Origin of the sequence: Achromobacter sp. AONIH1, assembly GCF_002902905.1 — a bacterium.
Classification (GTDB): domain Bacteria; phylum Pseudomonadota; class Gammaproteobacteria; order Burkholderiales; family Burkholderiaceae_B; genus Achromobacter.
The window spans coordinates 525,884-552,283 of record NZ_CP026124.1; the positions used below are offsets into that span (position 1 = coordinate 525,884).

Consider the following 26,400-nt stretch of genomic DNA (forward strand, 5'->3'; position numbering starts at 1 on the left):
GCGGACGGCGCAGGCGTATCAATCGGCGGTGATGCCCTTGCTCCGGATCACCGCGCCCCAGCGCTCGTGCTCCTGCCGCGCATAGGCGCTGAACGCTTCCGGCGTGCTGCCGGTCGGTTCCATGCCTTGCAGCTTCAGCTGCTTGACCACCTCGGGCGCGCGCAGCGCCTGTTCGATCGCCTGGCTCAGCTTCCTGATCACCGGCTCGGGCGTGCCGGCCGGCGCCACCACGCCCTGCCAGGCGGCGGCCTCGAAAGCCGGACCGCCGGCCTGCGCGAAGGTCGGCACGTCAGGCAACTGGTCCGAGCGCCGCGCCGCCGGCACGGCGATGGGGCGCAGCTTGCCGCCCTGGATCAGCGGCCGCGCGGCGGCCAGATCGGCCATCATCAGGGGCACCACGCCCGAGGCCACGTCCTGCAAGGCCGGCGGCGTGCCCTTGTAGGGGATGGCGGTGGCCTTGCCCTTCACCGTTTCCAGGAACAGCTCCATCGCCAGATGGTGCGGGCTGCCCACGCCCAGCGAGGCGTAGCTGGGCGCCTTGTCGCTCTTCAGGTAAGCGATGACGTCGGCCAGCGTATGCAGGTTCGAGTCCGGCGACACCACCAGCACGATGGGCAGGTCCACCAGCGTGGACACCGGCGCCAGATTCTTCTGCGGGTCGTATGGCAGCTTGCGGTAGAGCCAGGGATTCAGGGCCAGCGTGCTCATGCCGGCCGTCATCAGCGTGTAGCCGTCGGGCGCGGCGCGCGCGGTTTCCTGGGCGGCGACGATGGTGGCCGCGCCGGGACGGTTCTCGACCACCACCGGCTGGCCCAGCGCGTCGGCCACGTGCCGGGCCACGATGCGCGTGGCGATGTCGCTGCCGCCGCCGGCGCTGAAGGGCACCAGCCAGCGGATCGGATGATCGGGGAATTCGGCCGCCGACGCGGGCCGGACGGCGGCCACGGATGCCGCCAGGGCAGCGGCCAGCAAGGCCGCGCGCGGCAGGCGGCGGAAAATGCCTGTGAACATGGGGACTGTCTCCTTATCCCGTTTTACGGCCTGCTTGGACCGTATTTAATTAACATATTAATTATGTTGGCACGCCAGGGCCGGGCAACGCAAGCGTGCGCCAACCGTCTCGCGATAACGCACGGGTTCGAATGTCCGTGGTTCCGATCCGGCGCGCTCACGCGCGGGCGGCGGCCAGCCAGCCCAGGCCATCCGACGTGGCGCCGGCCGGCCGGTATTCGCAGCCGATCCAGCCGCGATAGTCCAGCTCGCGCAGCAGCGCATAGATCCAGGAATAGTTCAGTTCGCCCTGGTCGGGCTCGTGCCGCAGCGGCACGCCGGCGATCTGCAGATGCCCGACGCGGCCGGTGGGCAGGTAGCGCCGCAGCTTGGCGCTGACGTCGCCCTCGACGATCTGGCAGTGGTACAGATCCATCTGCACCTTGAGGTTGGGCGCGTTGACCGACTCGGCCACGGCATGGGCCTCGTCCTGACGGTTGAGGATGTAGCCGGGAATGTCACGGGTATTGATGGGCTCGATCAGCAGCGTGACATTACACGCACGCGCCTGCGACGCGGCCCAGGCCAGGTTCTCGCGGTAGCAGTCCAGCAGCGCGGCGCGCGGCGCGCCGTCGGGCGCCAGCCCGGCCATCACATGCACCTGCGGGCAGGCCAGCGCGTCGGCATAGGCCAGCGCCTGCTCCAGGCCAGCGCGAAACTCGTCTTGCCGGCCGGGCAGCGCGGCCAGGCCTCGATCGCCGCGCGCCGCGGCGCCGACCGGCGTGTTGATCAGCACCTGGCGCAGCCCCGCCGCGTCCAGGCGCTCGCGCACGAAGGCCGCCGGCGCTTCATACGGCGACATGCATTCCACGCCAGCAAAACCATCGGCGGCGGCCGCCGCATAGCGGTCCAGGAACGCATGTTCCGTGTACATCATGGACAGGTTGGCGGCGAACTTCAGCATGGCGGGCTCCTGCGCTGCGTGGCGCCGCCCGGTGGCGGCACCCCGCGAACATAGCACAGGGCCGCCGCCCCGCCCTCCTGCCGCGACTAGTACGTCAGGCGCATGCCCAGCAGCACGCTGCGGCCAGGCAGCGGCGCCACCGAGGAGATGAACGAGGCATGGTTGTAGGCCAGCCTGTTCAGCAGGTTGGTGCCGCGCAGGTAGACCTCGTAGCCGGTCGAGCCGTAATTGCCGCGATAGGCCACGACGGCGTTGACCAGGTTGTAGCCGGGCGTGCTGTTCTCGTAGGCGGCGATGTCCTTCTGCGAGAACACGCGCGCGTACTCGACGCCGGCCGACCACTGCTGCCACTTGAAGTTGCCGCGCAGGCCGGCGCGCGCCGCCGGGATGCGCGGCAGGTTGCCGTCGCCGCCGGTCAGCTTGCCGCGCACGTAGTCGCCGAAGACGGCGGCCGAGAACACGGGCGTGAACTGATGCCGCAGCTCGCCTTCCACGCCGGTGAACTCGGCGTCGCGCTGGGTGTACTCGATCAGGCGGAAGTCCTCGTAGCGGTCCAGCGTGTTGGCGTAGATGTAGTTCTTCACGCGGTTGTGGAACACGCTGGCGCTGAAAGTGGTCGCGCCCGAGTGCTTGCGCAGCGTCAGGTCGATGTTGTGCGAGGTCTCGCGGCCCAGGCCGGCGTTGCCGATCTCATAGGTGTTGGTGGCCAGGTGCACGCCCTTGGCGTAAAGCTCCTGCGCGGTCGGCAGGCGCTGCGAGCGCGACAGCGACAATGCCGCCGAATACTCCGGCGCGAAGTTCCAGATGGCTGCCGCCGACAGCGAGGTGCCCGACAGGCTGCTGCGCGGCGCGCCGCCCTGGGGCGAGACCGTCTGCCAGTCCTGGCGCGCGCCCAGCTCGAAGCGCCAGTCGGCCAGCTTGTATTCCTCCAGCAGGAAGATGCCGTTGGCGCGCGTCTTGCTGCGCGGCAGGAAGGCTTCCTCGCCGTCCGCGCGGAAATCGCTGTAGGACGTCTGCATGCCCACCACGCCGCGCCAGCCGGCGACGGGCTTGTGCTGCGCCTCCAGACGCAGGTCGTAGCCACGGTTCTTGAAGGTGGTGCCGACCTCGCCGCCCTCGATCTCCTGGTGCTGGTAGTCGGTCAAGCCGCCGCGCAGGCGGATCTTCTCGATGCCGGCGAAGGGATCCAGGTATTCGGCTCGCAGGTCCGTGCGATTGCTGCGCAGCTTCACGTAGGGCACGCCGCCGCCCTCGGCGCCGTGGTCATGGTCGTGGCCGTCCTCGTCGCCATGATCGTGGCCGCCGCAATGCAGATGCGTGCCATGCGGATGGCAGCCTTCGTATTCATGATTGTGCCCAGGCAGGCCGTACTTGCTTTCCAGGTGCGTGAAGGCCAGGCCGATGTAGCCGCGCGGCGTGATCCAGGACATGCCCACCGTGCCTTGCGTGGATTCGCTGTACGAGCCGTCCAGCTTGCTGCTGGACCAGTCTGGCACGCGATAGTCGCCGCTGCGGCGCTTCATGCCTTCCACGCGCACGGCGAAATTGCCTTCGCCGGCGGTGATGCCGATGGCGCCCGCGCGTTCCTTGGTGCCGGTCGCGCCACGGATCTCGGCCTCGGCGGCGATGCCTTTCTCGGGGACTTCGGTGGGGATTTTCTTGTCGATCACATTGACCACCCCGCCGATGGCGCCGCCGCCGTACAGCAGCGCCGCCGGGCCGCGCAACACCTCGATGCGCTCGGCCAGCAGCGGCTCGGTGGTCACGGCATGGTCGGGCGAAATGGCCGAGGCGTCCATCAGCTCGGAGCCGTCGGACAGCGCCTTCACGCGCGGCGCGGTCTGGCCGCGGATCACCGGACGGCTGGCGCCGCCGCCGAAGGTATCGCTATGCACGCCCGGCAGGCCATCGAGCGTGTCGCCCAACGTGCCGCCGCGCTTCTCGACCAGTGCATCGCCTTCCAGCACAGAGGCCGGCTGCGTGGTGCTGTTCAGATCCAGCCCCAGCGGATTGGCCGATACCGTGACCGGCGCCAGCGTGGCGGCGGCGTCCGCCTGGCCGGCCGCTTGCTGGGCCTGCGCGGTGGCGCCGGAGGCGGCGAGCAACGCCCACGCCAGCGGCCGCAATCCCTTCCTGGCCGCGCCGGCGCGGCGGGCGAAGCGCCGCGATCCCTCTTTCTTTCCCTGCATCTCGATTCCTATGGATGTTATATCATTACGAACAAAAATCAGATGATATAACATTGCATAAACAACAAGCGGCAAGGCCAAAAAAAAAATGCGCGGCCCCGTCGCCGGCGCCGCGCCCTTCCGGATCCGATGCGGACTCTCAGTCGTCTTGCAGGCCGCACAACGCCTGCAGCACCGCCACCCGGCTCTGTCCCAGCACCATGCCGTGCCAATCGGCGTCGCCGCAATAGAAGGCATCCAACGTGGCCTTCAGAATGGCCCGGCGCGCGTCCTCGCTGGCTTCCGGATGCGCGCGCAGCCAGTTGCGGCCACGCAGCGCCTGCACCACGTCGGCAAAGGGCTGGGTGCCGAATTCCAGCGCCATCAGCGTCGGCGTGGACGTCGGGCAGGCATCGTAGATGACGCTGGCCAGTTGGCCCGTGATGTCCACCGAGGCCGAGCTGCCCTGGTAAGGCACGGCGATGTCCGCGCCGTACCAGTGCCGCGCCCGCGCCACTTCGGCCTCGTCGCGCCGGCCGGCGTAGATCTTCTCGCCGTGGCCGCGCGGCCCCAGCCCCGTATGCACGTCGATCCAGCCGATGCGGGAAAAAGCGGCGGCATGTTCCTTCAGGATGCGCCGCATGTTCAACAGCGAGGCCGCCGGGCGATCGCCGCCATAGAACAGGCCGTCGGCATGCGTGTACTGCCCGCGCGAGACGGCCTGGGCGTAGGCGGCCAGGCCATGCTCGGCGATGTAGCGCTCCTGCTCGCGCCGGTTGGCTTCGGTCGGCGGCCAGGACTCGGGCAGCAGCAACGGATGCAGCGCGCCGTAGCCGGGGTTCTCGGGCAAGGGACGGCCATCGAAGGGCTGGGCATTGCGGTTCAGGTCGACGTTGCCCTCGTCGGTGCGCGCAATCCACGAAAAGCCATAAGGATTGACCGCGTGCACCAGCAGCAGGGCCACGCCGGAATCGCGCGCGCGCGCCAGCATCGGCGCATCGTCCAGCAGGGCCAGCTGGCAGCCGGAGCCACAGAAGCCTTCGGCGCCGTGCGTGGCGGACGTCATGATCAGCAGCCGTTCGGCCTTGGCGTCGCCGATCAGCGCCACGTCGGTGGACAGGGCCTCGTCCCGGGCGCCGCGCGCCTCGATCGGATACGAGGCCATGCGCGCGGCCACGGCCTTGGCGGCGGCAAGAAAGCGCTCGCGCGCCTGGGCGTAGCTGTCGGAAAAATAGCGGGACTGCATCATGCCTCCTGATTGTCGATGTCATGCCCGGTGCGGTCCTGGATCCAGAACAGCACCACGGTGGAAAGCGTCACGGTGACCATCAAGTACCAGGCCGGCGCCATCGGATTGCGGGTGACGTGCAGCAGCCAGGTGACGAAGAACTGCGCGAAACCGCCGAACACCGAGATGCCCAGCCCGTACACCACCGACATGCCGGTGGTGCGCACCGCCTTGGGAAAGAGTTCGGGCAGCATGGTGATGACCGGCGCGGTCTGCAGCGCCAACAATATCGCAAGCAAGGCGATCACGGTCATCAGCCGCGCGCTGCTCGGCGCCGACACCAGCCATTGGAAGCACGGCAACAGCGCGGCCACGGTGGCGGCGCGCGACCAGAAAATCACGCGCTTGCGTCCCACGCGGTCGGCCAGCAGGCCGACGAAGGGCGCGGCCACGAAACCGATGGCGCCCAGCACCACGCTGGCCGACAGCGTGGACGTGGCCGGCAGGCCCAGTTCCTTGTTGGCGTAGGCCGGCATATAGAAGCCAATGATCTGGGCGCAGACCATGCCGCCGATGACCAGCAGGATGCCCTTGGCCACCGCGCCCTTGTGCCCGGCCAGCACCCGCCGCAGCGGCTGGTGGTCGGAGCGGGCGCGCGCCGCGCCGGGCGCGGGCTGGGGCTCCAGCGTCTCTTCCAGGTTGCGGCGGATATAAGCGCCCACCGGCACGGTCAGGATGCCGATCACGAAGGGCACGCGCCAGCCCCAGTCCTTCATCTGCTCGGGCGTGAGCGCGGCGGTCAGCAGCGCCACCACCAGCGCGCCCAGCATCACGCCCAGCGACTGGCTGCCGAATTGCCAGCTGGAATAGAAGCCGCGCCGCGACGGCGGCGCGTGCTCGACCAGCAGCGTGGTGGACGCGCCGACCTCGCCGCCGGCCGCGAAGCCCTGGATCAGGCGCGCAAGCACCATGATCACCGGCCCGGCGATGCCCATCTGCGCATAGGTGGGCGCCAGCGCGATCAGGCCACAGCCCAGGCCCATCAGCCAAAGCGTCAGCGTCATGGCGGCGCGCCGGCCGTGGCGGTCGGCATAGGAACCGATCAGCATGCCGCCGACCGGCCGCATCAGAAAGCCCACGCCGAAGGTGGCCGTGGTGAGCAGCAACTGCCCGTAGCCCGAGGCGGCCGGGAAGAACAGCGGCCCGATCACCAGCATCAGGAAGGTGAAGACGGTGAAGTCGAAGAACTCCAGCGCGTTGCCGATGGTGGTGCCGGCAATGACGCGCCGGCGCATGGAAGGCGTGTACAGCCCCGGCTGGCCGGAAACGGCCGCGACGGCGATAGACATGGTTTCCCCTTGATGTCCGTTAGGCTCGCGGCGCCCGGCCGGTGATCCCGGTTCCGTATCCGCTGCGATGGCCATGAATATACGGATGGCTGACGATAAGGAAAAGATAGTATTTTCGTTCCAGTGAAAGCTTTTCCTGATACCCCGCGCCTTCCGGAAGTCCGCCCATGAACCTGCGCCAGCTGCGCACCTTCGTCCTCATCGCCGAACACGGCAGCATCCGCGCCGCCGCCCGCGCCCTGCACCTGACCCAGCCGGCGGCCACGCGCAACCTGCGCGAGCTGGAGCAAAGCCTGGACGCCGAGCTGGTGCGCCGCAGCCCCAAGGGCGTGGAGCTGACCGCCTACGGCCAGGCGCTGTACAAGCGCGCCGTGCTGATCCTGCAGGAAACGCGCCGCGCCCAGGAAGAGATCGGCCAGATGAAGGACGGCGCCGGCGGTTCGCTGCACCTGGCGGTCAGCTCGTCGGCGCTGACCGTGCTGCCGGGCGCGCTCAGGGACTTCCGCCAGCGCATGCCGCGCGTGTCCGTTTCCTTCAACGAAGTCGCGCCGCCGCACAGCCACGAACTGCTCGAATCCGGCCATTACGACCTGCTGGTCCAGACCGAATACGGCGGCCAGATCGACGACGGTTTCACCCGCGCCACGCTCTACGACCTGCCGCTGGCGGTAGGCGCGCGCGTCGGCCATCCGCTGCGCCGCGCGCGCAGCCTGGCCGAGCTGCACGAGGCGCTCTGGCTGGTGCCGGGCAATATCGAGTCGCCGTCCAACCTGCTGCGCCTGGCCTATGCCGCCCACGGCCTGCCGCCGCCCCGCGATGTGATCCCCTGCCAGTCCATCGCCGTGGGCCTGGCCCTGATCGCCGAAAGCGACGCGCTGGGCATCTTCGTGCGCGACCTGTTCGAGCATCAACTGCTGCCGCGCCCCTTGCGCATGGTGCCGCTGGACCACGCGCTGCCCGCCGCGCGCGTATGCATCGTGACGCGCGCCGATTCACCGCCCACGCCGGCGGCCCAGTGCTTCATCGACTGCCTGCATGCGGCGCGCGACGAGCGCGGCGGCAAGGCGGGCGGCTGAAGACGCCACCGCGCCCATTCGCGCCAAGACTCGGCATCACGCAAGCCCGCGCGGACGGACAAAAAAAAACCGGCGGCGCTCGCGCGCCGCCGGCCTGAAAAACCGAAGGCTGTCCGGCAACAGCCTCGGCACTGCAATCATCCGATGCCGAAGCCCCGCCCTGTTCAGCCGGCGCGGCCTGCGATCTCGCCCACCACCCGCACCCGCGCCCGAACGGCGTTGCCCGGCAGGTAGGCCAGCGGAATGTCCTCCTGCTCGATCACGGTGACGGTATCCGCGTCGGCGCCGGCGGCCACCGCGCGGCCCACGGCGATCTTGCGCGCCTGTTCCAGCAGTTCCTCGCGGCCGAGGTTGGTGAAGATCTGGTCGACCTCGCCCGACACCTGCGCGATGGCCGCGCCCACGGCGTTGGCCACCGCGTGATTGGCCACCCGCGCGACTTCCGAGAAGCCCGCCACGCGGTCGGGAATCAGCACCGAGCCGCCGCCAACCGCGATCAGCGGCACGTCGCGCGCGTCGCTCTTCATGCGGTCGCTGGCCTCGGCGATAGCTTCATGGATGCGCGCCAGCGCGCCTTTCACCGTGGCCGCGCTCAGGTGCGCCACGCGCGAGCGGTCGCCGATGTCGGCCAGGCCCGCCGCCACCGCGATGTCGGTGCAGGTCAGCTGATTGCCGCCGAACACCAGCGCCTCCTGCAGCAGCCGGTGGCCCACGCTGACCGGCCCGATCTGCAGGGTATCCGGGTTCACCAGCGTACCGCCGCCCACGCCGATGGACAGCAGATCCGGCATGCGGAAGGCCGTGCGCACGCCGCCCACCTCGACCATGTTGTTGGCCTGCCGGGGGAAGCCGTTCTGCACGCAGCCCACGTCGGCGGTGGTGCCGCCCACGTCGCAGACCACCGCGTCATTGATCTTGGCCAGGAACACCGCGCCGCGCATGGAGTTGGTCGGCCCCGACGCGAAGGAATGCACCGGGAAGTCGCGCGCGTTCTCGGCCAGCGTCACGGTGCCGTCGTTCTGCGTCAGGAACAGCGGCGCGTCGATGCCGCTGTCGGCCAGCGCCTGCACGAAGGCGTCGGTGGTCTTGTGCGCCAGGTCGATCAGCGTAGCGTTCAGCAGCGCGACGTTCTCGCGGCCCAGAAGGCCGATGCGGCCAAGCTGGTGCGAATAGGTGATGCGGCAATCCGGATGCTCCTGCTTCAGGATCTCACCGGCGCGCAACTCGGCGTCGCCGATCAGCGGCGAGAACACGCCGCTGATCGCCACGGTCGACACGCCCGAGGCGCGGATGGCGCGGGCGGCGTCGCGCACCGCGCGTTCGTCCAGCGGCATCAGCTCGCGGCCGTCGAACTCATGGCCGCCCTGCACCAGATAGGTGCCGCCGTTGACCTTCTGCGCCAGGTCCTCGGGCCAGTCGCAGAACGGCAGCAGCGAGGCCGCGGCCGGCAGGCACACGCGCAGCGCGGCGGCGGGCTCCAGGTCGCGCCGCTGCACCACCGCGTTGGTGAAATGGGTGGTGCCGATCATCACCGCCTCGGGCGCCGCGGCCTGCGGGCAGGCCTGGATCAGCGCCGCCAGCGCGCGCCGCACGCCGGTGGTCACGTCGGAAGTGGTGGGCGACTTGACCGCCCCGAGGACCTGGTTGTCCTGCACGAATACGGCGTCCGTGTTGGTGCCGCCTACGTCGATGCCAATGTGTTTCATAGCGATTGCTTCACGCGAAGACGGTGCGATAGTCGATGTCGAATCCAAACGCGCGCGGGCCGACCAGCTCGAGGCCGCGTTCGCTGGTGAATACCTGGGGCGCGGGCAGCGCCAGCACGCTGACGCGCTGGCCGAAGCGCAGCACGTCGGTGCCGATGCCGTCGCCGCTGACCGAGTCCAGCACGCAGATCAGGTCCGGCGTCATGACCTCGGGCACGCCGTCGCGCTCGCCCACCGAGAACTCGTTCTGGAAATGCAGCGTGTAGCGCGAGCCGCGATCCTCGCCCAATCCCTCGAGCACGGCGCGGCCGCGCAGGAAGCCCGCCGTGGTGCGGCGTTCCACGTCCACGACCTTGCCGCTGAACATGCGCTTGCCGCCGGATTCCTGCAGCACCGCGCCGATCACGTCGTCGTGCTGGCGCCGCGCGCGCAGCACCACCTCGCCCAGCCGGATGGCCTTGCTGACGGTGTAGAGAATGCCGTGTTCCTTGACCTCGGCGCCGCTGCGCGGGGTCTTGCAGGTGGCGGCGGTGGAACCCATCTCGACCACCACCTTGCGGCTCAGGCGCTCGACCCAGGTGGCCGACGCGGCGCGCGTGACGATGACCTCGTTGTCGCGGATGTCGGCCACGGCCAGCGGATACATGGGCAGGCCGCGCACGGCGAAGCTGGTCATCTGGGCCTCGGGATAGGCGCGGCCCATGCTATCGGCGTCCACCACCGGCAGGCCCATCAGCGCGGCCACCATGAAGGGTTGCAGGCCGTTGCCGCCGCCGATTTCCAGCGCCATGATGGCGCGGAAGCGCTGGCCGCAGTATTCCTCCATCATGCGCACCGGCTTGACCGCGAAATGCGGATCGGCCAGCCGTTCCTGGCCGACCAGCGGCGCGCCCATGCCCGAGACCACCGCCACGCGGTCGTCCTCGTTCAGGTACATGGGGTCCAGCAGCGAGGCGCGATAGCCCTTCTTGTAAAGCTGGCGCATGTTGAGCAGTTTCTGGTACGGATCACCGCCGCCGCCGGTGCCCAGTATCCAGGCGCCCACGGCCAGGGCTTCCATCTCTTCGGCGGACACGACGCGCGTTCCGGTTTGCGTGCTTGCGGCTACAGATAGCATGGTTCGATGAAGTCTCTGGTGAACCGGGAAGGTGGCCAAACATTACTGCGCGCTTCCAAGCCCGGGCAAATTGAATCTGTGCATGCCTCGCATAAACCCAAATCATGCGGCGGCATGCGCTGCGCCTATGCGCCGCATTCTTCGTATTTATTTGCCGCCGCCGGGTCCATCTGCAAATATCGGCGTACAGACTCCGGCAGCGTCCGGCACGCGACATACAAGGGGAAACACCAATGCGGCATCGTCTGAGCAACTTCCTGCTGGCGGCGGCCATCGCCTGCGCGCCGCTCGCCTCGCATGCGTTCGAGACCGCCAACGGCAAGCGCATCCTGGTCATCGGCGGCCAGCAGGCCGTGTCGGTGATGGACCCTGCGCAGAAGTACGACTTCTCGATCCGCACCATCCAGCAGGCCACCTACGACGCGCTGCTCAAGTACGAGGGCGACCCCGTCGAGCTCAAGCCCTGGCTGGCCACGTCCTGGACCGTCAACGACGACGCCACCGTCTGGACCTTCAAGCTGGACCCGCGCGCGAAATTCCAGAACGGCGATCCGGTGGACGCCGCCGCGGTCAAGGCCTCGTTCGAGCGCACGCTCAAGCTGAACAAGGGCCCGGCCTGGATGTACACCGATTTCCTCAAGCCCGAGAACATCAGCGTCGAAGACCCGCAGACGCTGCGCTTCACGCTCAGCCGTCCCTACGCGGCCTTCCTCAGCCTGCTGCCCTGGTGGTACGTGGTCAACGTCAAGCAGGCCATGGCCAACGAGCACAATGGCGACTATGGCCAGCAATGGCTGACCGATCACACCGCCGGCTCCGGCCCTTACCGCGTCAAGCGCGTCGAACCCAATTCCCTGTACGAGCTGGAAGCCTGGGACGGCTACTGGAAGGGCTGGCCGCAGCCCGAGAAGGCGCGCCTGGGCGGCATCATCTACCGCGTCATCACCGAGAACTCCAGCCGCCGCGCGGCGCTGGCGCGCGGCGAGATCGACATCGCCGGCAGCCTGTCGCCCGAGGACCTGGACCAGCTCGAATCGGTCAAGGGCGTGAAGATCGGCCGCAAGGCCGGCACCGGCATGGGCGGATTCGGTCTGAAATTCAATACGCAGGGCAAGTACATGTCAGACCTGAACCTGCGCCGCGCCCTGGCCTACGCCTTCGATTACGACTCCTTGCTGAAGATCTACAACGGCCGCGCGCGGCTGATGGACAGCCCCTTCCCGCCGTCGGTCAAGGGCCATGTGGCCGTGCCCGACATGCCGCGCCGCGACATGGACAAGGCCCGCGCATACCTGGCCAAGTCCAAGTGGCCGCAAGGCGGCATCGAGCTGGAATACGTCTACGTGCAGGGGCTGGAGGAAGAGCGCCAGATGGGCCTGTTGCTGATCGACAATCTCAAGCCGCTGAACATCACGATCCGCATGGTGCCGCTGACCTGGCCCAACATGGTGGCGCGCGGCGCCAAGGCCGAGACCTCGCCCGACATATTCGCGTCCTTCAGCACCACCATGTCGATCGATCCGGACCCGGTGGCCTACATGTATCACAAGGGTTCCTGGGGCCAGTACTACGCCACGCATTTCCTGGACGACCCGGAACTGTTCTCGCTGATCGACCGCGCACGCACGCTGCCGGCCTGGTCCGACCGCCAGCCGCTGTATGAAGAGATCCAGCGCCGCATCGTGGCGGACCAGCCCGAGATCTTCGGCATGATCCGCGACCGCAACACGGCCACGCGCGACTACGTGCAGGGCTTGGTGGACTCGCCCATCCGCATGGCCAGCGAGTTCGACCTGTACCCGCTGTACATCGGCCGCTAGGACCGTCACGCCCCATGCTGCGCTTCATCGTCAAACGCTCGGCCTTCATGCTGCTGATGGTGGCGGGCCTGCTGGCCATCACCTTCACCATCTCGCACGTGGCGCCGGGCGATCCGGCCCGGCTGGCCGCCGGCCCGAACGCCACCGAGGCCATGGTCCAGACGTTGCGCACCGAGTACGGCATGGACAAGCCGGTGGTGGCGCAGTTCGGCGGCTATCTCGCCGGCGTCGTGCAGGGCGACCTGGGACGCTCCATCACCACCACCCGGCCGGTGTTCCAGGACCTGCTGCGCTATTTCCCCGCGACGCTGGAGCTGGTGTGCTTCGCCATCCTGCTTTCCATCGTCGGCGGCGTGGCGCTGGGCACGCTGGCCGCCGCCACACAGAACCGCTGGCCCGATCACCTGATCCGCCTGCTGTCCACGTCCGGCGTGGCCTTCCCGATGTTCTCGCTGGGCCTGCTGCTGAAATACGCCTTCGCCCAGCACCTGGAATGGCTGCCGCTGGGCGGCCGGCTCGACATGCTGGCCTTTCCGCCGGACACCATCACCGGCTTCTACACCATCGACAGCCTGCTGCACGGCGACGTCGACACCTTCCTGTCGGCGCTGTCCTACATGCTGCTGCCGGCGCTGGCGCTGTCGTTTCCGGCGCTGGCCTCCATCATCCGCGTCAACCGCGCCGAGATGCTGGAAGTGCTGCGCCAGGACTACATCGTCGCGGCGCGCGCGCACGGCGTGGCGCCCTGGCGCGTGATCGCCAAGTACGCGCTACGCAACGCCATGCTGCCCACGCTGGCCATGATCGGCCTGCGCTTCGGCTGGATGCTGGGCGGCACGGTGCTGATCGAATCGGTGTTCGACTGGCCCGGCATCGGCCTGTACGCGGTGCAGGCCACCATGAATTCCGACTTCCAGCCCATCATGGGCGTGACGCTGGTGCTGGGCGTGAGCTTCATGCTCATCAACTTCGTCATCGACATCATCTACGGCCTGCTGGACCCGCGCGTCCGGCAGCAGGGTTGAGCACCATGTCCACCACCGCCCTACCCACCTCCCAGGATGCGCGGCACGGCCTGGGCCGCCAGCTGCGGCTGTATGCCAGCACCTTCGCGCGCAACAAGTCCGCCATGCTGGGCCTGGTCATCGTCGTCGGCTTCCTGCTGGTGGCGCTGTTCGCGCCCTGGCTGGCGCCCTATCCCGAAGACGCCGCCGGCAGCGTCAAGCTGGCGCAGAAGCTGCTTCCGCCCAGTTCGGCGCACTGGTTCGGCACCGACGAGATGGGCAACGATGTGTTCTCGCGCGTGATCCTGGGCGCGCGCACCTCGTTGCAAATCGGCCTGACCATCACCGTGATCGCCGCGCTGATCGGCGTGCCGCTGGGCGTGATCGCCGGCTACTTCGGCGGCCGCGTGCAGGAATGCATCATGCGCGTCACCGACATCTTCCTGTCGGTGCCCGGACTGGTGCTGGCCATCGCCATCGTCGGCGCGCTGGGGCCCGGCATCCTCAACGCCATGATCGCGCTGTCGCTGGTCTGGTGGCCGGGCTACGTGCGGCTGGTGCAGGCCAAGACGCTGTCGCTCAAGGGCGAGGTCTATATCGACGCGGCCCGCATGATGGGCGCCGGCCCGCTGCGTATCGTGTTCGTCCACATCCTGCCCAACTGCGTCTCGCCCATCGTCATCAAGGCCTCGATGGACATGGGCATGGCCATCCTCAGCGCCGCCAGCCTGGGCTTCCTGGGCCTGGGCGCGCAGCCGCCCGCGCCGGAATGGGGCGCGATGATCTCCGTGGGCCGCAACTACCTGCCGCAATGGTGGTGGTACTCGGCCTTTCCCGGCCTGGCCATCTACCTGACCGTGCTGGGTTTCAACCTGATCGGCGACGGGCTGCGCGACGTGCTCGACCCCAAACAACGAGGCTGAGGCTTCCCCCGAAGCGCCGGACGCGCGGCGGAACGACTGACATGAACGCACCTTTGCTCGAATTCGACGACTTCAAGCTGCACTTCGATACCTTCGACGGTTGCTACCAGGCGCTGGACGGCGTCACGCTCAGCGTGGCGCCGGGCGAAGCCCTGGGGATCGTGGGCGAGACCGGCTGCGGCAAGTCGGTCACGGCCAAGAGCGTGCTCGGACTGGTGCCCAGCCCGCCGGCGCGCGTGGCGGGCGGCGACCTGCGCTATCGCGGCCGCAGCCTGCTGGGCCTGGACGAAGCGGCCATGCGGCGCATCCGTGGCGTGGAGATCGCGATGATCTTCCAGGATCCCATGACCTACCTGAATCCGCTGTTCACCATCGGCGACCAGATGTCGGCGGTGATCGCCGCGCACGACGCCGGCAAGCCGCGCGGACAACGCCGCGACGCGCGCCAGCGCCGCGCCCATGCCACCGAGATGCTGGCCCGCGTGCACCTGCCCAATCCCGACACGCAATTGACGCGCTATCCGCACCAGCTATCCGGCGGCCAGCGCCAGCGCGTGCTGATCGCCATGGCGCTGTCCGGCTCGCCGTCGCTGCTGATCGCCGACGAGCCGACCACGGCGCTGGACGTCACCATCCAGGCGCAGATCCTGGACCTGCTCGACGAGCTGCGCCGCGACCTGGGCCTGGCCATCCTGTTGATTTCGCACGACCTGGGCGTGATCTCGCGCGTCTGCGACCGCGTCGCCGTGATGTATGCCGGCGCCGTGGTCGAGACCGCGCCGGTGCAGGCGCTGTTCGACGCGCCGCGCCATCCCTACACGCGCGGCCTGCTGGCCTCGGTGCCGCACCCGCGCCGGCCCGCGCAGATGCCGGTGGGCATCCCCGGATCCGTGCCCAACCTGCTGCATCCGCCCGCCGGCTGCCGCTTCCAGGCGCGCTGTCCGTCCGCCGCCGCGGCCTGTGCCGTCAAGCGCCCGCCCACCGTGGAACTGGCGCCGGGCCACGGCGCCGCCTGTCTGCTGCTGACGCCGGCCTCGGCCACCGCCGGAGGCCGCGTCCATGCTGCTTGAGCTGCAATCCGTATCGCGCGAGTTCGCGATGAACGACGGCCGCAAGCTGCACGCGGTCAACGAGGTCGACCTGGCCATCGCGCCCGGCGAGGCGCTGGGCCTGGTGGGCGAGTCCGGCTGCGGCAAGTCCACGCTGGGCCGGCTGTGCGCGCGGGCGCTGGACCCGACGCGCGGAAAGATCATGTTCGAAGGCCGCGACATCACCCGGCTGCCGCCCGCCGAGCTGCGCGCGCTGCGCCGCTCGATCCAGTTCATCTACCAGGATCCGCATTCGGCGCTGAACCCGCGCATGACCATCCTGCGCAGCGTGTCCGAGCCGCTGATCCTGCATACCGATCTGCGTGGCGCCAGGCTGCGCGCGCACGCGGCCGAGCTGATGGAGATGGTGGGCCTGCCGGCGCAATTCCTCAGCCGCTATCCGCACGAACTGTCCGGGGGCCAGAAGCAGCGCGTGTGCATCGCCCGCGCCATCGCGCTCAAGCCCAGGCTGCTGGTTCTGGACGAACCCACCTCGGCGCTGGATGTATCGGTGCAGGCGCAGATCCTGGGCTTTCTCAAGGATTTGCAGGAGCGCTTCCAGCTGTCCTATCTGTTCATCTCGCACAACCTGGCGGTGATCCGCGCGCTGTGCCCGCGCGTGGCGGTGATGTACCTGGGCCGCATCGTCGAGCAAGGCCCCACCGAGGCGGTCTTCGCCCAGCCCCGCCACCCTTATGCGCAGGCGCTGATCGACGCGATCCCGGTGCCCGAGGCGCGCCAGCCGGAGCGCCGCATCGTGCTGCAGGGCGACATCCCCTCGCCCATCGACCTGCCGCGCGGCTGTGCCTTCGCCTCGCGCTGCCCGCAGGCCATCGCCGGCCGCTGCGACGCGACGCAGCCGGGGCTGTACCGCGACGGCGCGGCGCGCGAGGTGCGCTGCCATCTGTACGCGCCGGCCTGAGCGGGCCGCGCTGACACGCTCCTGACGGCCGGCAAGATGGTAAAACAGCACACTGATATGAGTCGCCCGGCATGACCGCTCTCGTGGACAAGTTCGCCAACCAGCTCGACTGGAACCTGCTGCGCACCTTCATGGTGATCGTGCAGGAACGCAGCATCACGCTGGCCGCCCACCGGCTGTCGGTGACGCAGCCCTCGGTCAGCGCGGCCCTGCGCCGCCTGGAAGAGCGGCTGGACCGCCGGCTGATCGAACGCGGCGGCGCGGCGTCCTTCCAGCCCACCGCCGCCGGCGAGGTGCTGTACCGGCACTGCGCCGACATCTACCGCCTGGTCACCGCGCTGCCCGAAGCGCTGGACGCGGCGCATAGCGCCGTGCAAGGCATCGTCACCCTGCACCTGAGCGGCCATGTGCACTGGCCCGAACTGCCGGCCCTGATCGCCGCCTACCGTCAGGAGTATCCGCTGGTCCGCTTCCGCATCAAGCGCGGCACCTGCGGCGACATCCTCAGCCTGCTGGCGCAGAAGAACGCCGCGCTGGGCGTCGTGTCCGCGTCCGACGCGCGCCCGACCCTCAGCCGTGCGCCGCTGTTCGAGCAGGACATGCTGCACTACGCCGCCGCCGGCGCGCCGTCCGGCGAACTGCGCGGCGCGCCCGTGATCGGCTACGAAGACGAACAGACCGGCGCGCCGCTGGCCGCGCTGGCCGTGCACCGGATCCGCTGCGGACTGGAAGGCGCCACCGTGGCCGAGGGCCTGGACTGCGATGCCGTGGCCGCGCTGGTGCGCGCCGGCGCCGGCATCGGCGCCCTCCCGCGCCGCTACGCCGAGGCCGATCCCGCCCTGGCGGCGTTGCCGCTGGAACCCGTGACGCTGCCGGTCTACCTGGTGCGCCACGAACAGGCCGGCGCCAGCCGCGCGGACCAGAGCTTCCTGCAATTCCTGGCGTCGCGTCTGCCGGCCGCCAGCACGCCCCGCGCCGCCTCGGACTGAGCCGCCCCGCGCCGGGCAAGCGCACGCGCCCCTGCGGTTATCATTGCGCGTAGCCCGGACGCCCCCGCCTGCCAGACGGACGGCGCGGATCCGCCCACCCCTGCCGCCGCGACCCATGTCGTTCCCCAAACTCTCCTCTCCGCCCACCCTGACCGACACGGTCGCCAAGCGCCTGCTCGCCGAAATCCAGGAAGGCCGCGCGCAGCCCGGCGACAAGCTGCCCACCGAAACCGCGCTGGCCGAACAGTTCGGCGTCAGTCGCACCGTGATCCGCGAAGCGGTGTCGCGGCTGCGCCAGGACGGCATCGTCGAGGCGCGCCAGGGCAGCGGCGTATTCGTCACCGGCGCCACCGGCAACCGCGCGCTGCGCATCGACGCCGCCGAGCTGCGCTCGCTGGATGCCGTGCTGCATATCGTGGAATTGCGCCGCGCGCTGGAGACGGAGATCGCCGCGCAGGCCGCGGCGCGGCGCAAGAAGCGCGACATGGCCGCCATCGACGCGGCGCTGGCCGCGATCTCCGAGGCCGTGGCCGCCGGCGGCGACGGCGTCCAGGAAGACGTGGCCTTTCACCGCAGCATCGCGCACGCCACGGGCAACCCGTACTTCCTCACCACGCTCACCTTCGTCAGCCAGTTCCTGGTCGCCGCCACCCGCATCACACGCGGCAACGAGGCGCGCCACGCCGACCAGATGCGCGCCGTGCTGCAGGAACACGCCGCCATCGTCGAGGCCATACGCGGCCAGGACGTGGAAGGCGCGCGCGAAGCGGCGCGCGTGCACATGATCAACGCCGCCAAGCGGCTGAGCCTGGCGCACCGCTGAACCACACGGCGGCCGTTGGCGCGCAGGGCGGTTTCACTCGCTCACGGTCCAACGCAGGGGCGCGCTGCCGCCCGCGGCGCCGGCCTCAGTCTTGCGCGAACGCCTTCAGGAAGAAATCCGCGGCGCCGAAATTGCCGGACTTCAGCGCGATGCTGATGTCGGCATCGACCGCCGCCGCGCGGCCCGAACACCAGGGCACGCCCGGATCGATCTGCTCGCCGATGGCGATCTGCTCCAGTCCCAGCGCCTGCACCACCGCGCCCGAGGTCTCGCCGCCGGCCACGATGAGCTGGCGCACGCCGAGTTCGATCAGACCGCGCGCGATGCGGGCGATCTCAGCCTCGATCAGCGCGCCGGCCCGTTCCGCGCCCAGCGCGCCCTGCGTCTGCCGGACGCTGTCCGGCGCGGCCGTGGAATAAAGCAACACCGGTCCCGAGGCCAGCAAGGGCCGCGCCCACGCCAGCGCCTCGCCCGCCACGTCCTCGCCAGCGGCGATGCGCAGGGGATCCAGCGCCAGCGCCGGACGGCCGCTGGCGATGAACGCGGCAACCTGCCCATTGGTGGTGGCCGAGCAGCTGCCCGCCACCACGGCCTGCGCGCCGGCCGCGCGCACCGGCGCCGTGGCCGCGCCCGGCGTCAGGGCCCAGTTCGCCGGCAGGCCAATCGCCACGCCCGAACCCGCCGTCACCAGGGGCATGCCCTTCAGCGCCGGTCCCAGAGCCAGCAGGTCGTCGTTGGACACGGCATCGACGATGGCGATCTCCACGCCCTCGGCGCGCAGCGCGGCGATGCGCTCGCGGATGGCGGCGCTGCCGCGCGCCACCACGGCATGGTCGATCAGGCCGACCTTGCGCCGCGTCTGCGCCGCCAGCACGCGCAGCAGGTTCGGATCCGTCATGGGCGTGAGCGGATGATGCTGCATGCCCGACTCGTTCAGCAGCACGTCGCCCACGAACAGATAGCCCTTGAACACCGTGCGCTTGTTGTCCGGAAAGGCCGGCGTGGCAATGGTGAAGTCCGTGCCCAGCCGGGCCATCAGCGCATCCGTCACCGGGCCGATATTGCCCTGCGGCGTGCTGTCGAAGGTGGAGCAGTACTTGAAGTAGATCTGCTCCGCGCCCTGCGCCCGCAGCCATGCCAGCGCCGCCAGCGATTGCGCGACCGCCTCGTCGGCGGGCAGGCTGCGCGTCTTGAGCGCGACCACCACCGCGTCGGCATCCGCGCGCAGCGGACCGCCCGGCACGCCGATGGTCTGCACGGCGCGCATGCCGGCGCGCACCAGGTTGTTGGCCAGATCGGTGGCGCCGGTGAAGTCGTCGGCGATGCAGCCCAGCTTGATGCTCATTTCGCCTCCGGCAGGCGGATGCCCGGGAAGATCTTGATGACCGCGCTGTCGTCCTCGCGGCCATGGCCGGCGGTGGACGCCTGCATGAACATCTGGTGCGCGGTGGACGCCAGCGGCAGCGGGAATTTGCTATGACGGGCCGTGTCCAGCACCAGCCCCAGATCCTTGACGAAGATGTCCACCGCCGACAGCGGCGCATAGTCGCCGGCCAGCACGTGCGCCATGCGGTTCTCGAACATCCAGCTGTTGCCGGCGCTGTGCGTGATCACTTCGTACAGCGCATCGGCGTCCACGCCCTCGCGCAGGCCCAGCGCCATGGCCTCGGCGGCCGCGGCGATGTGCACGCCGGCCAGCAGCTGGTTGATGATCTTGACCTTGCTGCCCGCGCCGGCGCGGTCGCCCAGCCGATAGACCTTGCCGGCCATCGCTTCCAGCACGCCTTCACAAGCCGCGTAGGCGGCGGCGCTGCCGGCCGTCATCATGGTCATCTGGCCAGCGGCGGCCTTGGCCGCGCCGCCTGAGATCGGCGCGTCCAGATAGTGCAGGCCCAGCGCCTGCAGCCGGGCCTCCAGCGCCACGGACCAGTTCGGATCCACGGTGGAGCACATGACGAACACCGAGCCGGGTTGCAACTCGCCGGCCAGCCCGCCGTCGCCGAACAATACGGCCTCGGTCTGCTGCGCGTTGACCACCACGCTGACGATCACATCGCAGGCCCGCGCCATCTCGGCCAGCGTGGCGCAGGCCACGCCGCCCTCGGCCGCGAAGGCGGCGGCGGCCTCGGCGCGCACGTCGTACACGTGCACGGTCAGGCCGGCGCGGCGCAGGCTGCGGGCGATGCCCGAGCCCATCGCGCCCAGGCCGACCACGCCGACGCGGCGGCCGGTCAAGGTGGAAGAAGAAGTTGTGCTGTTCATGGTGTGAAGAGAGTGACGGCGATGAGTTGCGATGACGGGCGGCCGGGCGCGCTCAGCGCGGCAGGTCGTCGTCGATGTAGGCCCGGATGATGTCGGCGAAGCTGCCGTCGCCCGACAGCCCCAGCCGTTCGGCCCGGGACGTGTCCCAGCGGCCCGGCCAGCTGCCGACGATGCGCTCGACGCGCGCGTCCGGCTCCCAGTGGATGCGGTCCGCGACCGTATCGCCCGCCACCTCGCGCAGCGCCCGCGCCATGTCTTGGGCCGTCACGCAGACGCCGGGCAGGTTGATGGGCGCGCGGCTGTCCAGCCGCGCCGCGTCCAGCTCGCAGCCCGCCACCAGCGCCGCGATCGCGCCGCGCGGCGACAGCAGCCACAGCCGCGTGCCGGGATGCACCGGGCACACGGCATCCTCTCCGTTCAGCGGCTCGCGGATCATGCCGCTGGCGAAGGACGAGGCGGCGGCGTTGGGCTTGCCCGGCCGCACGCTGATGGTGGGCAGGCGCAGCACCCGGCCGTCGACGAAACCGCGCCGCGTGTAGTCGGCCAGCAGCAGCTCGGCGATAGCCTTCTGCGTACCGTAGGACGATTGCGGATTCAGCGCGGTATCGTCGCGCACGATCTCGGGCAGGTTTCCGCCGTACACCGCGACGGAGCTGGTGAAGATCACGCGCGGCCGGTGTCCCAGCGCGCGGCAGGTTTCGAGCAGCGCGCGCGAGGCATCCAGGTTGATGCGCATGCCCAGGTCGAAGTCGGCCTCGGCCTGGCCGCTGACGATGGCGGCCAGATGGAACACGACGCGCGTGTCGGCGTCCATCGCCTGACGCAGCACGGCCGGGTCGGAAATATCGCCCACCTGCGCATGCGCGCGCGGATCGCCGTGCGTATCGGCGGCGACCACGTCCAGCAGGTCGATGCGCGAGATCGGCTCGGCCGCGCCGTCCAGCGTCAGCACGCCTTGCGCCAGCAGCTTGCGCGCCAGCCGCTGGCCCAGGAAACCGGCGCCGCCGGTGATGAGTATCTTCATGGCTGTGTGCCTCGTAGCGGATTCAGGGGTGCATGGCGCGCCGGATCAGGCGCCCCGGTTCAGATAGGGCCGCGCCCAGCCCAGGCCGGCCGATGTGCCCGCGCGGGGCCGGTACTCGCAGCCGATCCAGCCGTCGTAGCCCAGCGCGTCGATCTGCTCGAACAGGTAGGGATAGTTCAGCTCGCCCAGGTCGGGTTCGTGCCGGTCCGGCACGCCCGCGATCTGGATATGGCCGATGCCGGCCATGTCGCGGCGCAGCTTCATCGTCAGATCGCCTTCGACGATCTGGCAGTGATAGCAGTCGAACTGCACCTTCAGGTTGGCCGCGTCCAGCACGGCTCGGACGGCCTGGGCCTCGTCCTGGCGCGTCAGGAAGAAACCGGGCATATCGCGTGGATTGATGGGTTCGATGACGATGGTGATGCCGGCGCCGGCCGCGAGACGCGCGGCGTAATCCAGGTTCTCCAGGTACGCGGCGCGATGCGCGGCCCGGTCCTGGCCGGGCGCGATCAGCCCCGCCATCACGTGCAGGCTGCGGTTGCCCAGCCGCGCGGCGTATTCCAGCGCCTGGTCCAGCCCGCGCCGGAACTCGTCCTGCCGACCGGGCAGCGAGGCGATACCGCGCTCGCCGGCCTGCCAGTCGCCGGGCGGCGCGTTGAACAGCGCCTGCGCGAGGCCATGCGCGTCCAGCCGCGCACGGATCTCGGCGGCGGGATGCTCGTAGGGAAACAGGAACTCCACCGCCCGGAAGCCATCGCGCGCGGCCGCGGCGAAGCGTTCCAGGAAGGGATGTTCGGTGTACATCATGCTGAGGTTTGCAGCCAGGCGCGGCACGGCGATTCCTTGTCTGTATAAAGCTAACGGTTCACCATCCGGGCCGGCGTCAGCCACACGGCGACGGCGCCCAGCACCAGCAGCGCGGCCAGCACGTACATGCCGGACTGCGTCGACTGGGTCAGGTCTTTCAGGTAGCCGACCATGTAGGGGCTGACGAAACCCGCGAGGTTGCCCACGGAGTTGACGATGGCGATGCCGGCGGCGGCGGCCGTGCCCGACAGGAAGGCGGTGGGCAGCGACCAGAACAGCGGCGCGCAGGTCAGCACGCCAGCCGCGGCCAGCGACAGGAACAGCAACGACATCGCGGTGTTGTCGGCGAACGAGGCCGTGGCGGCGAAACCGATGGCGCCCGCCAGGGCCGGCACGATCAGGTGCCAGCGGCGCTCGCGGCGGCGGTCGGCGCTGTGGCCCAGCAGGTTCATGACCACGATGGCGCATAGGAAGGGGATGGCGCTGAGCAGCCCGATCTTGAACGCGCCGCTCACGCCGGTGGACTTGACCAGCGTGGGCATCCAGAAGGTCAGCCCGTACTGGCCGGCCACGAAAGTGAAGTAGATCAGGCACATCCACCAGACGCGCTTGTCGGCGAAGACTTCGCGCAGCGAATGGCGCTGCGCGCCGGCCTGCTTCTGGTCGGCCTCGATCTCGCGCGTCAGCAGCCGCTTTTCCTCGTCGCTGAGCCACTTGGCGCGGTCGATGCCGTTATCCAGGTACATGACGGTGACGATGCCGATGAGGATGGCCGGCAGCGCCTCGATCAGGAACATCCACTGCCAGCCCTGCAGGCCGTGCGCGCCGTGGAAGGCTTCCATGATCCAGCCCGACAGCGGATTGCCGAAGATGCCGGCCACGGGAATCGCGGACATGAACAGCGCGATGATCTTGGCGCGGCGCTGCGCCGGATACCAGTAGGTCAGGTACAGGATCACGCCCGGATAGAAGCCCGCCTCGGCCAGCCCCAACAGGAAGCGCAGCACGTAGAAGCCGGTGGGCGTCTCCACGAACATGAACAGGGCGGACAGGATGCCCCAGGTGATCATGATGCGCGCGATCCAGATGCGCGCGCCGATACGGTGCATGAGCAGATTGCTGGGCACCTCGAACAGGAAATAGCCCAGGAAGAACACGCCCGCCCCCAGGCCAAACACCGCTTCGCTGAAGCCCAGGTCCTGCGACATCTGCAGCTTGGCGAAGCCGACGTTGACGCGGTCCAGGTAGGCGATCACGTAGCAGAGCATCAGGAAAGGCACCAGGCGCCAGAACACCTTGGCGTAGGCGCGCGCGGTGGCGCGGGCATCGGGATCCTGCGGGGTGCTGCCGGCGGCCGTCTCCACGGCCATGTCCATCCGGGTCATCGTTGTCTCCAGGGTCTTGCGCCGCGCCGGTCCGCTTGCTCACGGCCGGCGGGCTTGGTGGTCGGGAAAAATCACCAGCGGGCGCCGAACGCGGCGCGCAGTTCCTCCAGCGCGGCGGCGTCCAGCGGCTCGGGACGCGGCTGGCTCATCAGCCACAGGCGCGCGGTTTCCTCGAGTTCTTCGAGCGCGTAGGCGGCATGCGCCACGGAGCGCTCCCAGACCACCGGCCCCAGCCGCTCGAACAGCGCGCCACGCACCTGGGCAGCCAGCGCCGCCACCTCGGCGGCGACCTGGGGATCGCCGGGACGGCGATAAGCGATCAGCGGAATGCGCCCGACCTTCATGACCTGGTAGGGCGTGATCGGCGGCAGGACTTCGTCCGGACGCCAGACGCCAGCCAGCGTCAGCGCCACCAGATGGGTGGAATGCGTGTGCACGATGCCGCGCGCCTCGGGATTGGCGCGGTAGATGCCCTGGTGCAGCGCCAGGGTCTTGGAGGGCTTGGCGCCGGACACCCAGTTGCCGGCGGCATCGACCTTGGACAGCGCGGCGGGATCGAGCCGGCCCAGGCAGGCGTCGGTGGGCGTGATCAGCCAGCCGTCGTCCAGGCGCGCGCTGATGTTGCCGGCCGCGCCCACGGTATAGCCACGGTTGTACAGGCTGGCGCCGACGGTGCAGATTTCTTCGCGAATGCAGGATTCGGGGCGGGTGTCTTCGGTCATGGCCTTGCGCCGGGCAGACACCCGGCCGGCCGCCAACGCGGCCCGGACGAGGCGCCGCGACAGCGTGTCTCTTTGGGTTTAAGTTATCGGGTCATCATACAAATTTGAGAAAATGGGAGGAACCGGGAAAACCCGGATCCGGAAGGTTTGAATATCAAATCGAAGGCGGCATCGCGCTCGCGGCAACCGCCGGGCCGCTCGCCAACGCGCGCCGCCGGCCTGGCGCCGGCAGCCGGTTCAACCCGCCACGAAGCCACGCCGCCGCGCCGCCGCCCGCACCAGCTCCGCCGGCATCATCGGCCCGGTCAGCGCGCGCGCCTGCGCCAGCGTGGCGGCGTCGGCCAGTTCGGGGCGGCCGCAGGCGTTGGGCGGCTCGGGCGCGTATTCCAGCACCAGCTCGATCAGCTTCGATGTCTCTTCGCCGCGCCAGTGCCGGATCATCGACAGGCCGAAGTCGATGCCGGCGGTGACGCCGCCGCCGCTGGCTCGGTTGCGATCGATGACGACGCGGGCCGCGTCGGGTATCGCGCCGAACTGGTCCAGGTAGTGACGCGCGGTCCAATGGCTGGCCGAACGGTAGCCACGCAGCAGTCCCGCCGCGCCCAGCAGCAGCGCGCCGGTGCAGACGCTGGTCACCCAGGCCGCGCCCTCGCCCGCCCGCGCGATGGCGTCCAGCAAGGCGTCGTCCTGCAGCGCCTCGAACGTCGGCAGCGCGCCGCCCGGCACCAGCAGCACGTCGGGCGCGGTGGAAAAGTCGGTAAAGTCATGCGTGGCGCGCAGCGTCAGCCCGGAATCGGTGAGCACGTCGCCCTTGGCGGACGCCACGAACTCGAACGCGACGTCCGGCATGGCGCCCCAGGCGGTGACAGGTCCCACCAGGTCCAGCGCCGTGAAACCCGGGTACATGAAACATACGATCTTCATTACAGCCTCGATAAAGTGTCTATGCGTTTTCGCCCTGTTTTTATAGTGTCGGCGCCCGCCGGCGACAACGCCGCGGCACAGGCAGATCCGGCCAAACGCAAGCCCGTTCGCGCCACCGCCTGGAGCGCGGCCTGATGCTCGCGCCGCGCAGCGTCGCCCTCGCCTTCGGCCCGGACGCGGCGGCGCTGGACCTGGCCGGCCCCATGGATGTGTTTTCGGCTGCCACCGCGATGCTCGGCGAAGGCGCTGGCTACCGCCTGCTGCTGGTGTCCCCGCAGGACGGGCCGGTGCGCCTGTCCAACGGATCACGCATGCTGCCCGACCTGCGCTGCGCGGACGCCAACGAACGCTACGACGTGGTGCTGGCGGCGGGCGGCCCCACGCCCGCGCACGACTCCGCCTTGAGCGGCTGGCTGCGGCGGGCCTGCCCACGCGCACGCGTGCATGGATCGATCTGCACCGGCGCCTTCGCGCTCGGCCACGCCGGGCTGCTGGACGGTCATACCGTCACCACGCATTGGGAATTCGCCGATGAGCTGGCGACCCGCTTTCCCGCCGCGCGGGTCGAGCCGGACCGCATCCATGTGCGCAGCGGCGCGCTGATCACCTCGGCCGGCGTAACCGCCGGCATCGACCTGGCCCTGGCGCTGGTGGCCGAGGACCATGGCGCGGAACTGGCGCTGCGCATCGCGCAGAAGCTGGTGGTGGTGGCCCAGCGGCAAGGCGGGCAATCGCAGTTCAGCCCCTACCTGAGCGCGCCACAGGATCCGGGCACGCCGATCGCGCGGGTACAGGCCCATGTGATGGAACACGCCGGCGACGACTACAGCGTGGCCAGGCTGGCCGCCATCGCCGGCATGAGCGCGCGCAGCTTCGCGCGCCATTTCACGCAGGCCGCCGGCATCACGCCGCGCGAATTCATCGAGCGCGCGCGCGTCGATGCCGCGCGCCGCCTGCTCGAAGGCAGCCGCCAGCCGCTCAAGGCCATCGCCTACGATTGCGGATTCGGCAACGCGGACAATATGCGGCGCGTGTTCCAGCGGCGGCTGCGCGTCTCGCCCGCCGACTACCGGGCGCGCTTCAACCGCGACGCCTGAAACGCGACAGCA

General features: G+C 69.6%; 23 protein-coding genes. 9 read left to right on the forward strand and 14 right to left on the reverse strand.

Going from position 1 to position 26,400, the window contains the following annotated elements; translation table 11 throughout:
- Positions 1-18 precede the first annotated feature (18 nt).
- From C2U31_RS02450 to C2U31_RS02470, 5 genes are all read right to left on the reverse strand, one after another.
- On the reverse strand, positions 19-1,011 hold the full coding sequence (locus C2U31_RS02450) for a tripartite tricarboxylate transporter substrate binding protein (RefSeq protein WP_103271384.1): 993 nt from the start codon (positions 1,009-1,011) through the stop codon (positions 19-21).
- Between the two features lie 157 nt (positions 1,012-1,168).
- Positions 1,169-1,954 (reverse strand): 2-oxo-tetronate isomerase, encoded by a 786-nt coding sequence (gene otnI, locus C2U31_RS02455; protein WP_103271385.1) that lies wholly within the window; start codon positions 1,952-1,954, stop codon positions 1,169-1,171.
- A gap of 86 nt (positions 1,955-2,040) precedes the next feature.
- A complete protein-coding gene (locus tag C2U31_RS02460; protein WP_103271386.1) occupies positions 2,041-4,143 on the reverse strand; it encodes a TonB-dependent receptor domain-containing protein in 2,103 nt (700 codons plus the stop codon).
- A gap of 139 nt (positions 4,144-4,282) precedes the next feature.
- Entirely contained in the window at positions 4,283-5,371 is a 1,089-nt protein-coding gene (locus tag C2U31_RS02465; RefSeq protein ID WP_233772615.1) for a M14 family metallopeptidase, read from the reverse strand.
- Positions 5,368-6,699 (reverse strand): MFS transporter, encoded by a 1,332-nt coding sequence (locus C2U31_RS02470; protein WP_103271388.1) that lies wholly within the window; start codon positions 6,697-6,699, stop codon positions 5,368-5,370. The genes C2U31_RS02465 and C2U31_RS02470 overlap by 4 nt, the downstream gene beginning before the upstream one ends.
- Positions 6,700-6,866: 167 nt before the next feature.
- Between C2U31_RS02470 and C2U31_RS02475 the strand changes: the two genes are divergently transcribed.
- Positions 6,867-7,775: a LysR substrate-binding domain-containing protein gene (locus tag C2U31_RS02475; protein WP_103271389.1), complete on the forward strand. Its 909-nt coding sequence runs from the start codon at positions 6,867-6,869 to the stop codon at positions 7,773-7,775.
- Between the two features lie 164 nt (positions 7,776-7,939).
- Here C2U31_RS02475 and C2U31_RS02480 read toward each other — a convergent pair whose 3' ends face one another.
- Both C2U31_RS02480 and C2U31_RS02485 read right to left on the reverse strand, forming a co-directional pair.
- Positions 7,940-9,481 (reverse strand): hydantoinase/oxoprolinase N-terminal domain-containing protein, encoded by a 1,542-nt coding sequence (locus C2U31_RS02480; protein ID WP_103271390.1) that lies wholly within the window; start codon positions 9,479-9,481, stop codon positions 7,940-7,942.
- A gap of 10 nt (positions 9,482-9,491) precedes the next feature.
- Entirely contained in the window at positions 9,492-10,556 is a 1,065-nt protein-coding gene (locus tag C2U31_RS02485; RefSeq protein WP_233772616.1) for a DUF917 domain-containing protein, read from the reverse strand.
- Between the two features lie 275 nt (positions 10,557-10,831).
- Between C2U31_RS02485 and C2U31_RS02490 the strand changes: the two genes are divergently transcribed.
- The 7 genes from C2U31_RS02490 to C2U31_RS02520 all read left to right on the forward strand — a co-directional run bounded on the left by C2U31_RS02490 (position 10,832) and on the right by C2U31_RS02520 (position 18,167).
- Positions 10,832-12,418 carry an ABC transporter substrate-binding protein gene (locus C2U31_RS02490; protein ID WP_103271392.1) on the forward strand — a complete coding sequence of 529 codons (1,587 nt, stop codon included), beginning with the start codon at positions 10,832-10,834 and terminating at the stop codon, positions 12,416-12,418.
- 14 nt (positions 12,419-12,432) lie between these two features.
- Positions 12,433-13,443 (forward strand): ABC transporter permease, encoded by a 1,011-nt coding sequence (locus tag C2U31_RS02495; protein ID WP_103271393.1) that lies wholly within the window; start codon positions 12,433-12,435, stop codon positions 13,441-13,443.
- A gap of 5 nt (positions 13,444-13,448) precedes the next feature.
- Positions 13,449-14,345 carry a nickel transporter permease gene (nikC, locus tag C2U31_RS02500; RefSeq protein WP_103271394.1) on the forward strand — a complete coding sequence of 299 codons (897 nt, stop codon included), beginning with the start codon at positions 13,449-13,451 and terminating at the stop codon, positions 14,343-14,345.
- 41 nt (positions 14,346-14,386) lie between these two features.
- Entirely contained in the window at positions 14,387-15,415 is a 1,029-nt protein-coding gene (locus C2U31_RS02505) for an ABC transporter ATP-binding protein (RefSeq protein WP_103271395.1), read from the forward strand.
- A complete protein-coding gene (locus tag C2U31_RS02510; RefSeq protein WP_103271396.1) occupies positions 15,405-16,355 on the forward strand; it encodes an ABC transporter ATP-binding protein in 951 nt (316 codons plus the stop codon). The genes C2U31_RS02505 and C2U31_RS02510 overlap by 11 nt, the downstream gene beginning before the upstream one ends.
- A 71-nt stretch (positions 16,356-16,426) precedes the next feature.
- Positions 16,427-17,344: a LysR family transcriptional regulator gene (locus tag C2U31_RS02515; RefSeq protein ID WP_103271397.1), complete on the forward strand. Its 918-nt coding sequence runs from the start codon at positions 16,427-16,429 to the stop codon at positions 17,342-17,344.
- A gap of 115 nt (positions 17,345-17,459) precedes the next feature.
- Entirely contained in the window at positions 17,460-18,167 is a 708-nt protein-coding gene (locus C2U31_RS02520; protein WP_103271398.1) for a FadR/GntR family transcriptional regulator, read from the forward strand.
- An 85-nt stretch (positions 18,168-18,252) separates the two neighbouring features.
- On the opposite strand, the gene otnK is transcribed toward C2U31_RS02520, so the two are convergent.
- From otnK to C2U31_RS02555, 7 genes are all read right to left on the reverse strand, one after another.
- Positions 18,253-19,512 carry a 3-oxo-tetronate kinase gene (gene otnK, locus C2U31_RS02525; RefSeq protein ID WP_103271399.1) on the reverse strand — a complete coding sequence of 420 codons (1,260 nt, stop codon included), beginning with the start codon at positions 19,510-19,512 and terminating at the stop codon, positions 18,253-18,255.
- Positions 19,509-20,429, reverse strand: coding sequence for an L-threonate dehydrogenase (gene ltnD, locus C2U31_RS02530; RefSeq protein ID WP_103271400.1), 921 nt, complete (start codon positions 20,427-20,429; stop codon positions 19,509-19,511). Before ltnD ends, otnK begins: the two co-directional genes overlap by 4 nt.
- A 52-nt stretch (positions 20,430-20,481) precedes the next feature.
- Positions 20,482-21,453: a D-erythronate dehydrogenase gene (gene denD / locus C2U31_RS02535; RefSeq protein WP_103271401.1), complete on the reverse strand. Its 972-nt coding sequence runs from the start codon at positions 21,451-21,453 to the stop codon at positions 20,482-20,484.
- A 45-nt stretch (positions 21,454-21,498) separates the two neighbouring features.
- A complete protein-coding gene (gene otnI / locus C2U31_RS02540; protein ID WP_103271402.1) occupies positions 21,499-22,287 on the reverse strand; it encodes a 2-oxo-tetronate isomerase in 789 nt (262 codons plus the stop codon).
- A gap of 23 nt (positions 22,288-22,310) precedes the next feature.
- Positions 22,311-23,630, reverse strand: a complete 1,320-nt coding sequence (locus C2U31_RS02545) for an MFS transporter (RefSeq protein WP_233772801.1) — start codon at positions 23,628-23,630, stop codon at positions 22,311-22,313.
- Positions 23,631-23,716: 86 nt separating this feature from the next.
- On the reverse strand, positions 23,717-24,367 hold the full coding sequence (locus C2U31_RS02550) for an aldolase (protein ID WP_103271404.1): 651 nt from the start codon (positions 24,365-24,367) through the stop codon (positions 23,717-23,719).
- Positions 24,368-24,604: 237 nt separating this feature from the next.
- Positions 24,605-25,291 (reverse strand): DJ-1/PfpI family protein, encoded by a 687-nt coding sequence (locus C2U31_RS02555; protein ID WP_103271405.1) that lies wholly within the window; start codon positions 25,289-25,291, stop codon positions 24,605-24,607.
- A gap of 134 nt (positions 25,292-25,425) precedes the next feature.
- Here C2U31_RS02555 and C2U31_RS02560 point away from each other — a divergent pair, with 134 nt between their 5' ends.
- Complete coding sequence (locus tag C2U31_RS02560) at positions 25,426-26,388, forward strand: GlxA family transcriptional regulator (RefSeq protein ID WP_103271406.1); 963 nt, start codon at positions 25,426-25,428, stop codon at positions 26,386-26,388.
- Positions 26,389-26,400 lie beyond the last annotated feature (12 nt).

What these genes read in the sequence shown, in the direction of transcription:
- denD (WP_103271401.1), bottom strand. Translation starts at nt 21,453, where the DNA reads ATGAAGATACTCATCACCGGCGGCGCCGGTTTCCTGGGCCAGCGGCTG.
- C2U31_RS02450 (WP_103271384.1), bottom strand. Translation starts at nt 1,011, where the DNA reads ATGTTCACAGGCATTTTCCGCCGCCTGCCGCGCGCGGCCTTGCTGGCC.
- C2U31_RS02465 (WP_233772615.1), bottom strand. Translation starts at nt 5,371, where the DNA reads ATGATGCAGTCCCGCTATTTTTCCGACAGCTACGCCCAGGCGCGCGAG.
- C2U31_RS02545 (WP_233772801.1), bottom strand. Translation starts at nt 23,630, where the DNA reads ATGGCCGTGGAGACGGCCGCCGGCAGCACCCCGCAGGATCCCGATGCC.
- C2U31_RS02515 (WP_103271397.1), top strand. Translation starts at nt 16,427, where the DNA reads ATGACCGCTCTCGTGGACAAGTTCGCCAACCAGCTCGACTGGAACCTG.
- C2U31_RS02510 (WP_103271396.1), top strand. Translation starts at nt 15,405, where the DNA reads ATGCTGCTTGAGCTGCAATCCGTATCGCGCGAGTTCGCGATGAACGAC.
- C2U31_RS02560 (WP_103271406.1), top strand. Translation starts at nt 25,426, where the DNA reads ATGCTCGCGCCGCGCAGCGTCGCCCTCGCCTTCGGCCCGGACGCGGCG.
- C2U31_RS02470 (WP_103271388.1), bottom strand. Translation starts at nt 6,699, where the DNA reads ATGTCTATCGCCGTCGCGGCCGTTTCCGGCCAGCCGGGGCTGTACACG.
- C2U31_RS02550 (WP_103271404.1), bottom strand. Translation starts at nt 24,367, where the DNA reads ATGACCGAAGACACCCGCCCCGAATCCTGCATTCGCGAAGAAATCTGC.
- C2U31_RS02490 (WP_103271392.1), top strand. Translation starts at nt 10,832, where the DNA reads ATGCGGCATCGTCTGAGCAACTTCCTGCTGGCGGCGGCCATCGCCTGC.
- C2U31_RS02505 (WP_103271395.1), top strand. Translation starts at nt 14,387, where the DNA reads ATGAACGCACCTTTGCTCGAATTCGACGACTTCAAGCTGCACTTCGAT.
- C2U31_RS02460 (WP_103271386.1), bottom strand. Translation starts at nt 4,143, where the DNA reads ATGCAGGGAAAGAAAGAGGGATCGCGGCGCTTCGCCCGCCGCGCCGGC.
- C2U31_RS02520 (WP_103271398.1), top strand. Translation starts at nt 17,460, where the DNA reads ATGTCGTTCCCCAAACTCTCCTCTCCGCCCACCCTGACCGACACGGTC.
- otnK (WP_103271399.1), bottom strand. Translation starts at nt 19,512, where the DNA reads ATGAGCATCAAGCTGGGCTGCATCGCCGACGACTTCACCGGCGCCACC.
- ltnD (WP_103271400.1), bottom strand. Translation starts at nt 20,429, where the DNA reads ATGAACAGCACAACTTCTTCTTCCACCTTGACCGGCCGCCGCGTCGGC.
- C2U31_RS02480 (WP_103271390.1), bottom strand. Translation starts at nt 9,481, where the DNA reads ATGAAACACATTGGCATCGACGTAGGCGGCACCAACACGGACGCCGTA.
- C2U31_RS02495 (WP_103271393.1), top strand. Translation starts at nt 12,433, where the DNA reads ATGCTGCGCTTCATCGTCAAACGCTCGGCCTTCATGCTGCTGATGGTG.
- C2U31_RS02555 (WP_103271405.1), bottom strand. Translation starts at nt 25,291, where the DNA reads ATGAAGATCGTATGTTTCATGTACCCGGGTTTCACGGCGCTGGACCTG.
- C2U31_RS02475 (WP_103271389.1), top strand. Translation starts at nt 6,867, where the DNA reads ATGAACCTGCGCCAGCTGCGCACCTTCGTCCTCATCGCCGAACACGGC.
- nikC (WP_103271394.1), top strand. Translation starts at nt 13,449, where the DNA reads ATGTCCACCACCGCCCTACCCACCTCCCAGGATGCGCGGCACGGCCTG.
- otnI (WP_103271385.1), bottom strand. Translation starts at nt 1,954, where the DNA reads ATGCTGAAGTTCGCCGCCAACCTGTCCATGATGTACACGGAACATGCG.